An 18115-nucleotide genomic window follows, 5' to 3' on the forward strand; every position below is an offset into this window, starting at 1 on the left:
ACACAGAGCGCGCCCACTGCGCAGAGCGCGCGCAGCGGACGCACAGCTGTCGCCATTGTCATTGATTGTACTTCCTTTCTTTGTTTTTCCTATAACAAACGTAAAGATACAATCTTACTTTTACGACAACGGCGAGAGGGGGCACTGCCGTGTCCGGGTTTATTCATTGTTCAATGTTCAATGAAAAAGGGGGTCTGGGGGAAATCCCCCAGCCATATTCTTTTTTTTCTTTCTCTGTGCCCTCTGTGGCTCTGTGGTAAAAAAATCCTATTCCGAAATTCTGTTGTTCTACGCCTTACGTTATAATTATCCGATATACATGCATTTTTATCAAAAATACGGTAAAGCGTAAGATCAGTTAGTTATGAACCCCTAAACGTAAGATAACAGCGGCATCGAGTGGTTCTCCGGTGACGTAGCCTTTAGTTTTGGCGCCGAGCTCACCGAAGAGAGACGCCCTGCCGGCGCCTTTATACGAAAGCTTCACAGATGCTGCGATGCCGTAATCGTTCGAAACGTCTGCTATCGTAGAAGCGTCGATATTCGGCTGACGCCATACATCGACCTTAGCACCGACATTATATCTGTAGTCGTACCATACAGTCGCCTTCTCTAGCCCTGCGGCGTATGACGTCCTTCCTCCGGTGTTGCCATAGCGGACATATCCTTTTGTGATGGTGCTGTCTGGGGCTTTAACATAGGCGTATATCCCCTGTTCTGTGCCGTATGGGGCGAGGGTGAGGCGTCCTCCAGGAAGGAAGCTATACCCTTTCCATATTGGTATCATCGGTATTATCATATCTCTTTCTCCTGTAGCGATATATTTATTTATGCTATAGAAAGAAAAGAACATCATGGGGTCTATGAAATTTATCAGGGAATCTTTGCGGAGATCTTCGTAAGTTTTGACCTCTTTGCCGTGGTATGCGTTAAGCCATAAGTTATATTTAACGATGTCATGGCCGAAGGACCCTTCTTCTATCTCGTCAATACCTCTTATGTACATCGTCTGGTCGTGCATCGTCATAAGGTATAAGAGCCCTTCTCTGTAGTCGAGCATCCCGCGCGCTATGGTTTTGCTTGCGAGTTTCTGTGCCATATGCCCATTGGCTTCTGTCCCTCCGGCGTATATCGCCAGCATCTTCGCAGGGTGGCTTATAATGTCTTCTGTCCAGAAAAATCCCGTAGATCCCCCTCCATCGCCATAAGGGAAAGGCTTTGAGAATTCGTACGAAGGTATTATGCCATGCTCTCGGAGGCGAAAGCCGTGGCCGAAGAATTCGTGCTGTACTACCATTGAGATTTCTCCCACGGGAAAGTCGACAAAGAGCATCTTGCCACCACGAACCCATCGACCTATAAACGTTGGGATATTCGTAATGACGGGCTCTAAGATTATATCGTCGATTTCCTTGTAGCAAGAAAATATCGTAAGGATATCTTCGGCGCCGACAGACATGCTAAGGTCTTTGTCCCACAAAAAGAAATTGGCTTCGTCGATAGAATGTCTACCGTCGATTGTTCCCTCTTGTGGATACATAGTATTTTCTTGGAAATACATAGTATCTTCTTGGGAATACAGCGTCATGGTAAAAATTAGTGACAGAAATAAAAATACAACTTTCATATAGATGCCCTCAAGACTCTTAGATACAGTATGTCCAAAAAAAATGGACATACTGGCTTTTTCATAATTCGGAAGAGGAGGGATTTGAACCCCCGAAGGATTGCTCCTTGCCGGTTTTCGAAACCGGTGCATTCGGCCACTCTGCCACTCTTCCATAATTCCAATGAGAAAGCAAAAGCATACCAAACTCCCTGAAATTTTCACAACCAATTATAAGAGTTCGAAGTTCGGAATAGGATTTTACCACGGAGACGCGGAGAGCCACGGAGTTTCACGGAGAGAATTTAGTATTGGCTAGGGGTTTCACCACTAGAACCCCGAAGATATATAAATTTCGGGCATGTCCACAGACAATATTTTTCTTTTAAACTTTTGTTCTCCGTGACCTCCGTGGCTCCGTGGTAGTATATTCCTATCCGCTATAAGAAGTGTTGCCTTTTTTATTGTCGGTATCGTAATATCAATATCTGAAATATTAACTCATTATCAAGGGGTATGAGATGAAAAGAATAGCGGTTTTTGGCACCCACGGTGCTGCTAAGACGTCGTTGGTATACAAGCTTGCGGCACATTTTAAGATGGCGAACAAGAATGTTAAGGTTATCCACGAAACGGCCCGACAATGCCCTTTTCCCATCAACCAAGGCGCCATCTACAAGACGACGCTACACCTCATCTCTACACAGCTGACCCAAGAGCTAGAAGCCGACGCTGAAGGTTTCGAGATAGCAATCTCCGACAGGACACTATACGACGCTTTTATCTATATTAACTTCCTAGGTAGAGGCAATGAATTCACCAAACACCTCGAAGATTTCTGTATGCACTGGATGAAGAAATACGACGTACTCGTATACTTAGAGCCTACAGAAGGTTATGCCATAACAGCAGACGGCGTACGCTGTGCAGATGTCGAGTATCAGATGGAAATCCGCGACAGGTTCCGCGACTTCGTCATCGATGCACAGAAATACTACGGTGGGACTTTGAATGTCATACAAGAAGAGTCTAACACTATTTTCGACGAAGAAAAGTGCAATGCCCTTATGGATAATATAAGAACAAGCCTATTCAAAGAAGAGGCTGCGCTGGTATAAAAGATGAGCGTATAGTTATAGCGTTTAGCGTATAGAATCGAACTGCTATCCGCAATTTTCACCGTGGAGATAGAAAGCTCCTTTTATAGTCTGATAATATTCAGATGACTGGCGGTCGTCTTAGCTACATCCCCACGGGTTATCGAACGCACACCCAAAATCGGATAACGACGGCTGTAAAAAAACCGTGTTTCCTATCATTTCGGTTAGATCAGGATTAGAATCAGAATCAGAATCAGAAGCATTTCCGCCCTGTTCTTCTTGCGACCCTGTCAGTGACGGCCCTATCGGTGAAGCCATAATAGCTTGATCCTTAATATGTTACTAACGATGCCTAGTTCTTCTTTTGGTCTTTTAGGTATACGCGTATCATTTTCTGTTCTTGTCCTGGTTTAGGTTTGCCAGCATAATCGACCGAAACATTTTCGATTTTCTTTACATAGTCGTATCCTGCTGTTACTTCACCGAAGATGGTATGTCTTCCGTTAAGCCATGGTGTTGGTATTGTTGTGATGAAGAACTGGCTACCGTTTGTGCCGGGTCCTGCATTAGCCATAGCGAGGAGTCCTGGGGTGTCAAAGGTGACGCTATCATCGCACTCATCTTCGAAGTTTTTTCCCCATATTGACGCTCCGCCCATCCCTGTTCCTGTGGGGTCGCCGCCTTGTATCATAAAATCTTTTATTACACGATGGAAAACGATACCATCGTAGTACCCTTTTTCTGCTAGGCGCATGAAGTTTTCGCATGTCTTCGGCGCTACGTGTGGCATAAGTGCAATTTCTATTGTACCTTGTGTTGTTTCCATGACGATTACTGGTGTTTCTGACATATTAAATACTCCTTGTCCTTCATTATAATTATATTCTGCTAATCCTTGTCCTGCAATAAGAAGCGCTAGCAGGCATACGGCTTGACATATTGTTGTTTTCATAGTATACTCCTTGTCCATAGCTTGTTTTTTAAACGATTAATAGAGAGTATCATGGAAGCCAACATTTTGTCAAAGAACATTGAAATTATGTCACCTGCTGGGTCTTTTGCTGCGCTACATGCCGCGATAGATGCCGGTGCTGGTTCTGTATATTTCGGTCTCGAGCATCTTAACATGCGAGCGCGGTCGTCTAGGACGTTCACTGTTGACGATCTTTCTGACATCGTTGCTATTTGCGAGAAATGCGGTGTAAAGTCGTATATGACTTTGAACACCGTCATCTACAACGAAGATCTTATCCTTATGCGTTCATTATGCGATGCTGCCAAGGATTGTGGCGTTAGTGCTGTCATCGCCAGCGACATCGCTGTAATGGAACATGCGCGTTCTATAGGTTTAGAAGTGCATATCTCCACGCAGGCCAACGTCAGTAATATTGAGGCCGTGAAATTTTATTCTCGTTATGCTGATGTCGTTGTCTTGGCCCGAGAGCTTTCTTTGGAGCAAATCGCTGCGATATGTTCTGCGATAAAAGATGATGACATCCGTGGCCCTTCTGGCGAGCTTATCAAGGTAGAGCTTTTCGTCCATGGAGCTTTATGTGTAGGGATTTCTGGCAAATGTTATATGAGCCTAGCGCAATACAACGCCTCGGCGAACCGTGGGGAATGCCTACAGTCATGCCGCAGGAAGTACCGCGTCACCGATGATGATACTGGCGACGAGCTTATCATCGACAACGAATATGTGATGTCGCCCAAAGACCTTTGTACTATAGGGGCTTTAGATAAGATCCTCGCTGCAGGAGTAACGATCTTAAAGCTCGAAGGCCGTGGAAGGCCTCCCGAATACGTCCATACTGTCACGAAGACATACCACGACGCCGTCGATAGTGTGTTGTCAGGGACATATTCTCCTGAGAGGGTTTCTATGTGGAAAGAGCAGCTTGCTACTGTATATAATAGGGGTTTCTGGCATGGCGGGTATTACCTTGGAAAAGATACTGGCGAGTGGGCAGGGACATACGGCTCACAAGCTACTACCAAGAAAGAGTATATCGGCAAGGTGACGAATTACTTCAAAAACATCGGCGTTGCAGAGTTTAAGATAGAATCCGGAGCGATAAACGATGGCGACGAGATAATAATAACAGGAGATACTACGGGGATGATATCTATGAAGGTATCATCGCTGCGCAGCGAGACAAAGACAACAGCCAAGGGCGACGTCGTCACCTTCCCTGTCGTCGAAAAGGTGCGAAAAAACGATAAACTTTTTATCATTGTAAGGAAATAAAATATGTCAAGTCCAATTCCAAAAGAGACTCCCCCAATTATTAAAACTACACCGCCCTTATCGGCATCATGGTCTTTCAACGGCTCTGAAGGTGTCGTCGTAAGAGAAGGAGAACGACGCATTACTTCTCCTTTTAGACCTATCGTAGAGACCGACAAGAAAACACGGAAAGTGGCGCCACCAAAACTTGTTATTCCCACGCCTGTCCGTCGGTCTCCTCTGAAGGCTGAAGTCATCAAAAGCCCTGACTTGCCTTCTGCCAAAACCCCACAGGGCGATGAAACTCGCACTGAAGAATTCCCTAATTCAACAGTTACTTTTTTACCTAGTGTTGGCAGATCTCCTTCTGGAGACTTTCCCAAAAGCCCCACAAAAAGAAAACTTGATGATGTAAAAGAGGTGTTAAAGGGCCTAGGAATAACCCCAACAGAACGAGACAGACAGACACGTCAACATATAATCAAGATATCAAGAACATATGATATAGGCAATAGAAAAGCCAGAGAAATGTTAAACGCTATGGTAAAGAAATATAACACCTCATACGCCAGAGCAAAAGACATATTGATAGAGACAAAAAAACACAACATTACCGAAGAAACCGCCATAAAGATGCTAGACAGAGCTGCCGAAGAAACATGCAGCAAGACTATCGCGCTAGACAAAATAAAAGCCGCATTGGCGGAAGAGACAATGAAAGAGCTTAACGTCAGCAAAGAAAGAGCCCAAGAGATTACAGAACAAGACGTATATGATGGGGAAAAAAAAGAAGAATTATGCTTAAGGCTTATCCATGAGGATTTTTGTAAAAGACAGCCGAAATGTCCTTACAGCCATCAAATCTAATAAGCAATAATTTCTCTTCGTTATTTTTTTGTCTTATGATATAACATCGCTAAATATTTCACTACTGACGTTACTCGCTAATCTTGCTTTAGTGGTGTAGCGAAAGGAGCAAGATGCAAGTACTTCCGACAAGCCAAGCTCTGAAGAGCTGGGTGAGGAGGAATACGCAGCAGATTGTTCCTTGCAGCACACCAATAAAGTGAGAGTAGCGCGTAACGTCAGTTCACTATAGCAAGGAAGATCGTCATGGCATCATTTTTTTCTTTTTTAAAGCAACCTGAGCCTGCCCCGGAAATCCAGGACGGCAAAAAGGTTTCTACGATGTACCGCCATTGGCGGATGCGAATAATGTATTCCATGTATATGGGGTATGCCTTCTATTATTTCACGCGCAAGAGTTTCACCTTCGCAGTCCCTACCATCATCGAAGAGCTTGGGTATACCAAGACAGATATGGGCATCGTCGCGACGGTGTTCTCTTTGACGTATGCTTTGAGTAAGTTTTTCAGTGGCGTCATCGTCGACCAGACGAACCCCCGCTTTGTTATGAGTATAGGCCTCCTTCTCACTGGCGTCTGGAATATATGCTTTGGGATGTCATCGTCGCTGATGTTCTTCGTTGTCTTCTGGGGACTCAATGCCGTCTTTCAGGGGTGTGGTGCTCCACCTTGTGCGCGGTGGCTGTCTCACTGGTATTCTCAGAACGAACGCGGACGCTGGTGGGCGATATGGAACACGTCCCACAACCTCGGCGGTTTTTTGATACCTTATGTTGTGGGTTTCGCTGCTCAGTATTTCGGCTGGCGATATGCTATGTATGTCCCTGGAGTGTTATGTATTATTACGGGGCTTTTCCTTCTAGAGCGTCTTCGTGACACGCCACATTCTTTGGGTCTTCCTTCTATAGAGAAACACCGTGACGACTACCCTTCCGAAGACCATAATAAGGGACAGCGTGAGCATCTTTCTGCTAAAGAGATCTTCCGCGAATATATCCTTCCGAACCGTTACATCTGGCTTCTTGCTCTTTCATATTTCTTCGTATACGTCATAAGGATCGCCATCAACGACTGGGGCAACGTGTTCCTTTATGAATATAAACTTTCCACTATCCTAAACGGCTCTAATGCAAAGTTCAAAGCCAACGCCATCGTAAGCTTCTTCGAAGTCGGCGGCTTTGTCGGCAGCCTCGTCGCCGGATGGTCTTCGGACTACTTCTTCAAAGGGCGTCGTGTTCCTACGGCATTCTTCTTCGTGATAATGTGTGTCGTATCACTGTGGGGACTATGGATGGCTCCTGCTAACAGCGTCTTCCTCAATGCCCTAGCATTTTTCTTCGTAGGATTCTTCATCTTCGGCCCGCAGATGCTTACAAGCATGGCGACGGTAGAAGTATCGCACAAGAAAGCCGCAGGGTCAGCGATGGGCTTCGCAAGCCTCTTCGCCTATGCAGGAAGCGCTGTAGCTGGGTACCCCATGATGCTTATCGCCGACAAATACGGATGGAAGGGGTTCTTCATCACCCTCGCCATCGCCGGCGTGATATGTATGATGTTCCAGCTGCCAGTATGGCGTGCTAAGTCGAATCCAAGGTTTGAAAAAGGATAATAAGCTAGGAATAGGATTTTCCTACCACGGAGACTTATATAGCGGATAGTTATAGCGTAGAGCGGATAGGAAAAACATTGGTCACTGGTAACTGGTCATTGGTCATTGGTCATTGGTCATTGGTCATTGATCATTGAACATTTATCATTGAATGGTTAACATTGAGTAATGAGAAATAAATGATAAATGGCAGATGACGATAGGAAACAAAAAAGATGAAGCGCTGAAGAAGCGCATGGAAGCCCTTGGCATCAGCGATGGTGACCTTATCGAGAAATTCGTTATGGGTTCTGGCGCTGGCGGGCAGAAGGTCAACAAGACGTCGTCTTGTGTATACCTACAGCACGTCCCTACAGGGATACACGTGAAATATCACCGTGAAAGGTCTCGGGAGATCAACAGATATATGGCGAGGGTGACGCTATGTACCAAGATCGAAGAGCGTATAAAGAAACGATGCCGCGACAGGCGCATGGCGGCCGAGAAAGTGCGCCGACAAAAACGCGGAAGGTCAAGAAATTCCAAAAACCGCATGCTCGAAGACAAACATCGTCATTCGCAGAAAAAAACTATGCGCAGACCCCCACAACGTGAAGACTAACTCCCTATATATGCTCCGTATAATATCTTAAACTTTGGGCTATACTCTGCGATAAAATCTTCGACATCTTCAGGAGAGATCTGCATGTTATTTCTTATGTCGACACTCTTCAAAGTCTTAAAATCCAGCAATATCATCAAAACGTTTTTTGTAAGTTCTGGGACGTCTCGCATAGTAAGGAATTGTAGTGCTTTCATCTCTTTAAGCCGCTCCACGCCTTTTTCTGTGACAAAATCGCATCTACTAATATTCAATGTTCCAAGTTTGTCTTTTACATGTGATATCATCATCATAGTGTTTAGAAAATTATCGTTAATATCATCACACCCTTTTATTGATAGTGCTAGCAGATTCGGCATCCTAGAGAAAAAGAACTTCAACACTTCGACAAAATATTCTCCGCTACAATAACTCATATTGAGATATTCTAAGGTTTCGTACATCGTCATATCTTGGAAGCATTCTGTAATTTCTTCGTTATCAAACGTCAGTCTTTGCAACAATAATGTTTTCAACTTTGTCAATTTATCGATAAGGCCAATAAGGGCTGGTGCTGTTATGAGGTCGCATCCTCCGAGGTCTAGAGTTTCAAGTTTTTTTGCATTGGCCGCCAAAGTAATAAGAGTATCGTCTGTGATATTTGGTCCCATGAGACGCATCGTGACGATATTTTTCGCCCACTCCAGCAAATTTCCTACACCGTCATCTGTAATATTCAGCGCTCCACTAAAATCTATAGAACGTAATTCATAAGCTATACCATCCTTCAAATCCTCATCTGTGATGGTGAGGTCACATTCATACATATGTATCGCCCGTAACATTCCAATCTTAAAAAGTTCTGCTGCGCCAGTCATTTTCCCACATCCGCTGAGATCTAAAATCTCCAAGGGCATCGTCCCAAGGGGTGTTATATCTTCGATCCCCATGCAATCTACAACCTTCAAGCGCTGTATTGACAGCGCAGCAATGGCAATGATACTTTTATTTGTAATATTACAGTTTTGTACATCGAGAGCTTCAAGTTTGGGAAATGACGCCGCCAATAATTCCATATCACTATCACCAAGATCGCGACATCCATTAATACCAAGGATTCGTAATTCGCTACATTCTTTCAAAAGCCTGATAATTCTTTGTGTTGGCCCTATGCATTTATTGGCATTGAGCTCCAGAAGTTCGTGTAAGTGTTGTCCAATAGCCTTTATTCCAAGATCTGTAACCTGCGAATATCCTATTCTTAACGTTTTCAGTCCCCTTGCTCGTGTTATAGCTTGTATCCCCTTGTCCGTGACATCATCGCATCTTTGAATATCACATTCTTGTAGGGTCGCATTTATCCGCGCTCCTTCACAAAAGAACGCTTCCAGAACCTCATCAGTGACGGCGCTGCTACAATGACCGAGGACCAGTGTTCTCAGATGCCCACAATATTTATTGACGCATCGTGCTAAAGCGATAAGCTCTTCACTTGTCAACGTCGCCATCCCTGAGAAGTCGATGGTCTCGAGAATATACAACCCAGGCCTATGATGTTCTGATATCGCATCAAGCAGATCTTCAAATATTCTAGTGGCACTTGCAACGCTATCTCTGCTACAAGACGCCGTCTTATTAAAAGCGTTGAGTTCTTGTATAAAAGCATTCTTATGTTCTTCACTATTATCACTACCGTCGGGTTTTCTTAGCAGACACGATCGGCTAAAAGGCTCCCACATCGCATCTTCCAATGATATCGACACAGTAGCTTCGTCGACTTCAAGAGCTACAAGGGTAGGAATCTCATGAAGAGGCGCTATGTATCTCTCTTCAAGATTGGGGCATCCTATGAAGACGCATTTCTCAAGATTATGATTGGGGGCAAATCTTTTAGGGTGTATAGCAACGATGTCTCCTCTTTGTTCTCTGATAGTATTACCTTCATCGTCACATGTTACGACGCCAACATATCGAGCCTCTTCACCGTCTTCCGATACACACACTCCTTTTTCTGTGTTGTCACGTTCTATAGCACATAAACACCGTCCTGTCAGGTTCGGGCATTCAGAAAAAACCAGCTCTTCAACACTCCAAGGGAGAAACTTCATAGCTCTAATTATAGGCTCGAAATGCTCGTCATCGAGCAACGTTTTTATGGTGAGGGTTCTTATTCCATCAGACATGACGAGTGTCAACGTCACTTTGCCTTCTAAAGTATCTTCGAATTGCTTGGTCCATTCTACGAAGGCCTTATTTATTATATCTTGAACTTCAGGGACTTCTTTAAGCATACTCCCGAGATATACGAGGACGACGCCAAGCCTCTCACCCGAATATTCATAGCATAATGCCCCATCTTCAAGACCTTTTTGTATGGCTTGGTCTTTTATAGCTGGCGATTGTTGGGTTTCTTTTTCTTCACTACCACATTGTATCGCGCGCGTTTGCACCTCGATGCTACGTCGTTGTGGGGTATACATAAGATATGCTAGCGCTAACAACCCCATCCCTAACGGCAACGCCGTGTTGGCAACATTTTCTTCGCGAGGCAATATGGTTCTCGCAGCACCTCCTAAAAAATACGTCGACAGAGCCAAGGCACACAAAGCCAAACTATCTATACGTCTTGCCCTTCCCGCCAATATAGCTCCTGGTATCAGTGTCGCCCCACCTAGTGCCAACAGCGTTCCTGTTCCTTCACTCTCAGGGAAAATAGTATACCGTGAAGAAGCTCCGAAACAAAAAGATGCAAACCAAAAACATATCTGTGAGACTCTATTGACTTTTTCTCTGACGCCACCATCAGCAAAAAAGGTCGCCAATTCCAGCCCACGGTTTCTTACAATACTTCCTTCTTCTCTTCTCGACAGCGCATCACGCCTGTCTTCTTGTCCTTTGCGAACGCTAGATGCTGTATTAAGTGGATCCATAACAAACCAAATCTTATTTATTTACTTTATTGTTGCAGAATTTATTTTCCTCTACGAGGCATCATTGGCGAGCCTGGGGAATCATGCCGTGGCTGTAACGTCATCGACGCTACACTACTACGTGTTCCCAATGACCCTCTATCAGTTTTTCTTTTCCCTAGCAGCGTAGAGCGTTTCCATATAAGATCCACAAGCTCTGGCGTCAAATCCGACATTTCTCTCGATTCCCTTATCATTTCTAAATCTTCAGGATCATCATTAAAAAGAAATTGCTTATAAACATCTGTCAGCGACGTTGCTGCACGGCGTCCCTCATTATATTCGTGAACATCCCCCTCTCTTTGCAAATCTTTGCGTCTAAATTCTTTTTTAATTTTCTCATAGACATCGTCAATTTTTCGCATTGTCTGCAGATGCAAAAGAACTTCTTCTTCGAGCCTATGTTTCAAAAAACCATATATCTCTGTCATCTGTGGAAGACGCATTTCAATACGCTTCTGGCATTTTTCTATCTCTTCAAAATCTTGTTTTGTAAGGACATAGTCTCTTTGCGAAGTCCTATATCCTATATTACAATATGCACATGTCACATCGAGAAGATCGCCACTATAAGACCCCTTAAGGTGTGTTATATATTCCCTTGAGATATCTTCTACGACCTCTTTTAACGCAAACATCGTCTCATCATTAGCTTGATTAAGGTATGCATCAAGAGTTGCGCTTCTCTGAAACTTCCTGGCCTCTACACCTGTGAATTCATCTTTGTATCTCCTTTCTTCTAATGAAATATCTTCATCGACATCAGCGGCATCTTGATCAGCAGCAGTAGATAACGAGTGCGCTGGATGCTGAGAATATTTATTATGTAATATCTCATGTAAGGACTGCATGGCGCTATATACCATCTGCGCCTCTGAAACCTTACCCAATATCTTATCTCTTATATACAACGACGATACCATTTCGTCGCTAGCGTATCCTGCCGATATAAAAGCCAACCTTTCTATTATTCTTTCTTGCTTGCATTCATGCTTTATATCATCTTCATATCGCTCTGTTTCCTCCATAACGCTGTTCAGCCACGCGATAACGGTATCTTTTGTTAGCGTTGTAATAGGAAGGGCAATATCATCGCTCTCTATTCTTCTTTTAATAGCATCGTTGCTTTCACCTTTACCTTCGAAATATTCCCATACGATACCCTGGTAATAGCCTTTAAGCTCTTCTATTCCCATCTTTATTCGTCGATATATTTCTTCAGAAATAAAAGAGAACTCTACATGTCCACCTTTACCACTCTCAATAACGATAGTATGTTTTTTCAATCGTTGCTCATCAACATCTTGATATAGGCATGCTAAACGTATAAGGTCTTCGCCATAAGGTTTCGTCAAAGCGCGAAATTCCTCGTCATATGCTTGTGAGGTCTTTGCTATATATTCTATAAGTTTGACAAGGTCATCATGCTCCAAAGATACCAACGACCTAGAGCTTCGTATGTCAGATAGTTTCGCTACATCTTCAAAGGCCTCTCTGAAACGCTCTATTTCTTCATCGTCGAATTCTGGAGTGTCCTTCCGCAATGCTGTCATATCAATACGGTCATGGCCTAATATGTCGAATATCGTCTTCTTTCCTGGGATGATTTGACTATGAGAGCACAACTTCTCCGAGAAGACAATACGTCCATAAAGTCGAGATATTTCTTTATATACGGGGAGTATCGTCGTCTCTATACATTTTTCGACATCATTAAGATCCTGCTCTGTCAAGACCTTAAAACCTCGCTGTGATATCCTATAACGTTTTTTCTGATATGAGCATGCAAGGTCGATGACGTCCCTTTTTTGTGGCATGCTAATAGCATCTCCTGTCTTTCCAGCAGCCAAAAACAATCGCTCTTCAAACAGCACCCTTCGTTCTTCTAGCACTTGTAATACGAGCTCTATTTCAGTGTCTGACAATTCTGGTATGCTTTTCCCTCGTATTCTTTCGAGGCTACGATGGTGCGACATTGCTATACTAGGATCTTTGTGAAAATCTAAAGTCTCGCTGCTCTCTTGAAGATATTTATTATAGAACTCGTAAAACGCCCTCCAATAAGGAAACAAACGTCTCTGTGCTGTTAGTCTTGTGACAATATCTTCGCCACGCCAACGTTTTTTTTCTGCTTCACGCACCGATAATTCTCTGTTACCGCTATAGATATCAGCAGCCCAATTGAAGAGGCGTTGCTCATCATCATTCTCAGAGACACGTATCTTGTTAAAAGTATAGGCTGTGGAGATGTCGGCATTTTGCGTCCTCCTCCGTGTCTCACTAAGACGACGATATTTGCTATCGCCACCCATTCGTACTGCAACGAAACCGGCATTCTTAGCGTTACCCTCTTCATCTCTAGTGACGTTAAGTCTCACAAACTTCTTTTCCTTAGCAAGACGGATAAGATCGTGAACTTTTGTCATCGGCGACGCTGCCGTCCTTGCCATAACACCAGAGGCTGCACCGACAGCTTTGCTAGCCACAAATTTCAGGGCGCTGAATTCTTCAGGAAGAAGAGCTGTCAAGCTCTTCACTCCTGCTGTTACAAGTTCCTTAACACCACTGCTCTGGAGTTTTTCGTGAAGATCCCTTATTGTTTCAGGATTACAGCGTTCTGCCAGCGCCCTATTTAAAAAACTTTCTTTTTTTCCTTCCTCGCCAGAAAGCGCTTCGTGGCCCTCCTGCGAAGCATCGGTGGTTGTCTCTGTACTATGCTGCATTATGTCATATTCTTCTTGTGCACAGTCTATGTCGTCAGACACTCTCGACAGCTCTTCGAAATATGGCGCCAAAGCCTCAATGCTTTCTTCCAGATCATCGAGAGATATGTTTTGGGGATCAATATCATCTCTACCTAATATCTGCGGAGCAAACATGCGTGCCACTTCGACAAAAGAATGTTCTACTTCAGCATTGTCATAATAAATTTTAAGGACTTCTAAGGCTGTCTCATCGACTGTCTGCGCCTCAGAAGCAATACTTCCTCTCTCGGACCCTTCATCACCAGCTTGCCGACAACATCCCCAAAAACAGTCTGTACAGAAATTTATATTAGCGCCTCTGAGGTCAACGCTCAATTTAAGAGTAGGAGAAATAAGAGACATATTCAGTTATCCTCAAATATAAATAACAAAAATATCGTTCTAACAACTTCGAAGATTATTTATCAAACAATTCCTTTTTAAAACCCGGTTTGCGTCCTAAACTTTTTCTTCAGCTTATTCGGATGAGGCATATTTTTCATTTTTTTTCTTAGGTAAACTCTTTTGAGTTTACCTAAGAAAAAAGTGGGAAAGATGCCCATCATAGTAAGAATGAAAAAGAATATTCTAGAAGGTCATACTAAGGGGAGTAATTAGGCATCTTCAGAGTGTTAGGAGAAAAAATAGAAACCGCGTTTAGTCAAATAACATCCTTATTTCCAAGAGCGATCCATGCTGTGACAGCAGCCGGATTCGAAACAAAAATATTCAGTTTTATAATAGCCTTTGCATTAAAAATGCTGTTTAAAAGTCGCCCTACTCTCACATAGCGTGATGTAACGAGCACTATTTCCCAAAATCCTCCTTGCTAAACTAACAAGTTTAGCTGCGAAGCATTTTGAAAAATCCTACTCATTACAGTACGCTCTGAGAGAGGTTTATGACTCAACTCGGGTTTAAAAAAAACATTTACCTTGTTTCTTTAGCGGTCATCTTTTATCGTAATGTTTAGAATATTATAATTATTAGAAGGTTATATTGTGGACGTTGAAGCAGAAGAAAAAACGGTATCTTTGCCTCCTGCGGTGAAGAAATATATCGAGAAGCAGAAAGCCATCCCTGGCAGTCTTATCAAGGTACTTCATAAGGTACAGGAACATTTCAGTTATATCCCTCGTTCTGCGGCGTTCGAAGTCGCTGACATCATGGAGATCCCTGTCGCCAAGGTATATGGTGTCATCACCTTCTACCATGCCTTCAAGCTAGAAGCCCCCGGACAGCATACCATCTCGGTATGTATGGGTACGGCGTGTTACCTCAAAGGCGGTGAAAACCTCCTCGAAGAGCTTAAGAGTATGCTCGGCGTCGATGTCGGAGAGATAACCCCCGACGGTGTTTTCTCGATACATACAGTACGGTGTCTTGGGTGTTGCGGTTTGGCGCCTGTTATGATGATCGGCGATAAGGTCTACGGCAATGTCACCAAAGAAAAGCTTCCGGCGATCCTTGCCGAATACCAGGAGAATTGATGCTATGGCAAAGTTAACGCGCGAAGCGCTTGAAAATCTTAGGAAAGAAAATGTCCACGAAGAAGCCATCACCATAATGGTAGGGATGGGGTCTTGTGGTATCGCCGCCGGCGCAAAAGATGCCTACGATGCTTTCGTCGAAGAGCTCGCCAAGGCAGGCCTAGATGACGTCGTCATCAAAAAGACAGGATGTATAGGACTGTGCTACTCGGAACCTAACGCCGAAGTCGCCGTCCCTGGGATGCCAAGGGTGTTGTACGGCAATGTCGATTGTGCTGTAGCGCGTGATATCGTCAAGAAACATATTATCGGCAAGACACCATTAGAAGGCCCTAATGCCCTCCGTAGCGGCGAAAACATCGAAATCGACGAGAAGCAGCAGCGTATCGTCTTGAGAAACTGTGGTGTCATCGACCCCGAAAACATCGACGACTATATCAGAAGAGAGGGCTACTGCGCCATTGAGAAGGCGCTCTTTGAGATGTCGGCAGACGACGTCCTGGGAGAGCTTAAAACTTCGGGCCTCCGCGGCCGTGGCGGCGCTGGTTTCCCTACGTGGCTCAAGTGGTCTTTCACCAAAGAAGCCTCTAGCGACGAGAAATATATAGTATGCAACGCCGACGAGGGCGACCCCGGCGCGTATATGGATAGAAGCACCCTTGAGGGCGACCCCCATGCTATCCTCGAAGCTATGGCAATAGCGGGATATACCGTCGGCGCCAGCACTGGCGTGATATATATCAGGATAGAATACCCTCTAGCGATAAAACGCCTAGAGATCGCCATAGAACAGGCGAAAGAATATGGTCTCCTCGGAAAAGACATCCTAGGCAGCGGGTTTGACTTCGACATAGAGATAAGATTTGGCGCTGGAGCCTTCGTCTGTGGCGAAGAGACAGCACTGCTGGCCTCCGCCGAAGGCGAGCGTGGGATGCCTGTCCCAAGGCCGCCGTTCCCTGCTGTAAAAGGTCTGTGGGGCAAGCCTACCGTCATCAACAACGTCGAAACCCTTGCAAGCATCGCTACGATACTACGTAATGGTGGCGAATGGTTTGGAAGCATCGGTACCGAGACCTCCAAAGGGACAAAAGTCTTCGCCGTCACCGGAAAGATCGCTCATTCTGGCCTTATCGAAGTTCCTATGGGTACGACGTTCCGCGATGTCATATACACGATATGCGGTGGAATACTAGGAGGCAAAGAATTCAAGGCGATACAGACAGGAGGTCCTTCTGGAGGGCTTATCCCCGCCGACCAGCTCGACACCCCTATCGACTACGAAAATCTTCAGGCTTTAGGGTCTATAGTAGGCTCCGGAGGGATGATCGTCCTAGACGAAGACGACTGTGTCGTCGATGTCATAAAGTTCTACCTAGAATTCAGCGTCGATGAGTCTTGTGGGAAGTGCTCGCCATGCCGAATAGGAGGCAGGACGCTATACAATATGCTCAGAAGGATATCACAGGGCGCAGGGAAACTCGAAGACATCCCCAAGATGAAAGAACTGTCACATACCATGCAGAAAGCATCGCTTTGTGGGCTAGGACAGACGACGCCAAACCCCGTACTCTCGGCATTACGACACTTCGAAGAAGAGTTTATGGCACACGTCGTCGATAAACACTGCCCAGCGAAGAAATGTAAAGGTCTTGTCAGCTACAGGATAATCCCAGAGAAATGCATAGGATGTACGCTATGTGCCCAGAAATGCCCCGTCGATGCTATCGCCGGAAAACCACGGGAAAAACATGTGATCGACCAAGAAAAATGTATAAAATGCGGCGAATGCCTTAAGGCTTGTAAGTTCGGCGCTGTAAAGTATGAATAAGAGAGAAAACGATATGATTTCTTTAGAGATAAACGACAAAAAAGTAGAAGTCCCCGAAGGGACTACTATCCTCGACGCTGCCCGCGAGGCATATATTAAGATACCAACGCTATGCTATTGTCCTGACCTTCCAGCTTCTGGGGCTTGTGGGATATGTGTCGTAAAGGTTTCTGGTTCTAACAAGATGATCCGAGCATGTGCTACTACCGTCGAAGAAGGCATGAAAGTCATCACACACGATCCCGAGATCGTCAACGTCCGTAGAAACGTTTTGGAGCTCATCCTCTCAACACATCCTAACGACTGCCTACAATGTCCCCGCAATGGCTCTTGCGAGCTGCAGACCCTCGCCGAGGAGTTCGGCATCAGGGAAGTCCCCTACGAGCGCCGCCTTCGTGACCTCCCCTGTGACGACTCAACAGGCTCTATCGTCTTAAACCCCGAGAAATGTATCAACTGTGGTCGTTGTGTAACGGTATGTCAGGATATGCAGAATGTTTATGCTCTAGAATTTCTCGGTCGCGGCGAAGACGTCCGCATGGCTCCTGCTGCCGATGCTAACCTCCAGGAGAGCCCTTGCATAAAATGCGGTCAATGCGCAGCACACTGCCCTGTAGGAGCGATATACGAGCACGACGACACGAAGAAAGTCTGGGATGCCCTCGCCGACGAGACCCTCCATACCGTCGTACAGATAGCCCCTGCCGTGCGCGTCGCCATCGGCGAAGAGTTCGGCTATGAGCCCGGCACTCTCCTTACTGGCAAGGTGTATACTGCCGTCCGTGAGCTCGGATTCAAAGGCATCTTCGATACGAACTTCGGTGCAGACCTTACCATCAACGAAGAGGCTTATGAGTTCTTCGAACGCTTCGTCAACGGCAAAGGCGCCCTTCCTCTCATCACTAGCTGCTGTCCTTCGTGGACAGACTATATGGAGAAGTTCGCCCCGGACTTCATCGACAATTTCTCTACGGCGAAGTCTCCCCACGAGATGCTTGGCGTCATGGCCAAAACGTATTACGCCAAGAAGATGGGCATCGACCCCTCCAAGATCTTTATGGTATCGATAATGCCATGTACGGCGAAGAAATATGAG

At 45.0% G+C, this 18115-nt stretch carries 13 protein-coding genes and 1 tRNA gene; 8 read left to right on the plus strand and 6 right to left on the minus strand.

What is annotated here, in order from left to right; translation table 11 throughout:
- Positions 1-358: 358 nt before the first annotated feature.
- Both HN980_01025 and HN980_01030 read right to left on the minus strand, forming a co-directional pair.
- Complete coding sequence (locus HN980_01025; GenBank protein ID MBT6928068.1) at positions 359-1627, minus strand: hypothetical protein; 1269 nt, start codon at positions 1625-1627, stop codon at positions 359-361.
- Between the two features lie 69 nt (positions 1628-1696).
- Positions 1697-1781, minus strand: a tRNA-Ser gene (locus tag HN980_01030).
- A gap of 346 nt (positions 1782-2127) precedes the next feature.
- Between HN980_01030 and HN980_01035 the strand changes: the two genes are divergently transcribed.
- On the plus strand, positions 2128-2724 hold the full coding sequence (locus HN980_01035) for an ATP-binding protein (GenBank protein MBT6928069.1): 597 nt from the start codon (positions 2128-2130) through the stop codon (positions 2722-2724).
- Positions 2725-2844: 120 nt separating this feature from the next.
- Here HN980_01035 and HN980_01040 read toward each other — a convergent pair whose 3' ends face one another.
- Both HN980_01040 and HN980_01045 read right to left on the minus strand, forming a co-directional pair.
- Positions 2845-3024, minus strand: a complete 180-nt coding sequence (locus HN980_01040) for a hypothetical protein (protein MBT6928070.1) — start codon at positions 3022-3024, stop codon at positions 2845-2847.
- Between the two features lie 34 nt (positions 3025-3058).
- Positions 3059-3658, minus strand: coding sequence for a peptidylprolyl isomerase (locus HN980_01045; GenBank protein ID MBT6928071.1), 600 nt, complete (start codon positions 3656-3658; stop codon positions 3059-3061).
- Positions 3659-3709: 51 nt separating this feature from the next.
- Here HN980_01045 and HN980_01050 point away from each other — a divergent pair, with 51 nt between their 5' ends.
- The 4 genes from HN980_01050 (at position 3710) to HN980_01065 (ending at position 8009) form a co-directional block, all read left to right on the plus strand.
- On the plus strand, positions 3710-4954 hold the full coding sequence (locus HN980_01050) for a U32 family peptidase (GenBank protein ID MBT6928072.1): 1245 nt from the start codon (positions 3710-3712) through the stop codon (positions 4952-4954).
- 3 nt (positions 4955-4957) lie between these two features.
- The gene (locus HN980_01055) at positions 4958-5800 is read left to right on the plus strand and encodes a hypothetical protein (GenBank protein MBT6928073.1); all 843 of its coding nucleotides are present in this window, start codon (positions 4958-4960) and stop codon (positions 5798-5800) included.
- A 246-nt stretch (positions 5801-6046) separates the two neighbouring features.
- Positions 6047-7408: an MFS transporter gene (locus HN980_01060; protein MBT6928074.1), complete on the plus strand. Its 1362-nt coding sequence runs from the start codon at positions 6047-6049 to the stop codon at positions 7406-7408.
- A 193-nt stretch (positions 7409-7601) separates the two neighbouring features.
- Positions 7602-8009: a peptide chain release factor-like protein gene (locus tag HN980_01065; GenBank protein ID MBT6928075.1), complete on the plus strand. Its 408-nt coding sequence runs from the start codon at positions 7602-7604 to the stop codon at positions 8007-8009.
- Here HN980_01065 and HN980_01070 read toward each other — a convergent pair.
- Both HN980_01070 and HN980_01075 read right to left on the minus strand, forming a co-directional pair.
- Positions 8006-10918: a hypothetical protein gene (locus HN980_01070; GenBank protein MBT6928076.1), complete on the minus strand. Its 2913-nt coding sequence runs from the start codon at positions 10916-10918 to the stop codon at positions 8006-8008. The genes HN980_01065 and HN980_01070 overlap by 4 nt on opposite strands.
- Positions 10919-10959: 41 nt before the next feature.
- A complete protein-coding gene (locus HN980_01075; protein ID MBT6928077.1) occupies positions 10960-14064 on the minus strand; it encodes a hypothetical protein in 3105 nt (1034 codons plus the stop codon).
- 638 nt (positions 14065-14702) lie between these two features.
- Here HN980_01075 and HN980_01080 point away from each other — a divergent pair.
- The 3 genes from HN980_01080 to HN980_01090 all read left to right on the plus strand — a co-directional run.
- On the plus strand, positions 14703-15191 hold the full coding sequence (locus HN980_01080) for an NAD(P)H-dependent oxidoreductase subunit E (protein ID MBT6928078.1): 489 nt from the start codon (positions 14703-14705) through the stop codon (positions 15189-15191).
- A gap of 4 nt (positions 15192-15195) precedes the next feature.
- A complete protein-coding gene (locus tag HN980_01085) occupies positions 15196-17019 on the plus strand; it encodes an NADH-quinone oxidoreductase subunit NuoF (protein MBT6928079.1) in 1824 nt (607 codons plus the stop codon).
- Between the two features lie 13 nt (positions 17020-17032).
- The coding region (locus tag HN980_01090; protein MBT6928080.1) for a 2Fe-2S iron-sulfur cluster binding domain-containing protein at positions 17033-18115 on the plus strand (1083 nt) is incomplete at its 3' end.

The organism is Waddliaceae bacterium, assembly GCA_018694295.1.
Classification (GTDB): domain Bacteria; phylum Chlamydiota; class Chlamydiia; order Chlamydiales; family JABHNK01; genus JABHNK01.

Bases quoted from the DNA above. Each gene is read 5' to 3' on its own strand.
- HN980_01025 (MBT6928068.1), bottom strand. From the start codon at position 1,627: ATGAAAGTTGTATTTTTATTTCTGTCACTAATTTTTACCATGACGCTG.
- HN980_01035 (MBT6928069.1), top strand. From the start codon at position 2,128: ATGAAAAGAATAGCGGTTTTTGGCACCCACGGTGCTGCTAAGACGTCG.
- HN980_01040 (MBT6928070.1), bottom strand. From the start codon at position 3,024: ATGGCTTCACCGATAGGGCCGTCACTGACAGGGTCGCAAGAAGAACAG.
- HN980_01045 (MBT6928071.1), bottom strand. From the start codon at position 3,658: ATGAAAACAACAATATGTCAAGCCGTATGCCTGCTAGCGCTTCTTATT.
- HN980_01050 (MBT6928072.1), top strand. From the start codon at position 3,710: ATGGAAGCCAACATTTTGTCAAAGAACATTGAAATTATGTCACCTGCT.
- HN980_01055 (MBT6928073.1), top strand. From the start codon at position 4,958: ATGTCAAGTCCAATTCCAAAAGAGACTCCCCCAATTATTAAAACTACA.
- HN980_01060 (MBT6928074.1), top strand. From the start codon at position 6,047: ATGGCATCATTTTTTTCTTTTTTAAAGCAACCTGAGCCTGCCCCGGAA.
- HN980_01065 (MBT6928075.1), top strand. From the start codon at position 7,602: ATGACGATAGGAAACAAAAAAGATGAAGCGCTGAAGAAGCGCATGGAA.
- HN980_01070 (MBT6928076.1), bottom strand. From the start codon at position 10,918: ATGGATCCACTTAATACAGCATCTAGCGTTCGCAAAGGACAAGAAGAC.
- HN980_01075 (MBT6928077.1), bottom strand. From the start codon at position 14,064: ATGTCTCTTATTTCTCCTACTCTTAAATTGAGCGTTGACCTCAGAGGC.
- HN980_01085 (MBT6928079.1), top strand. From the start codon at position 15,196: ATGGCAAAGTTAACGCGCGAAGCGCTTGAAAATCTTAGGAAAGAAAAT.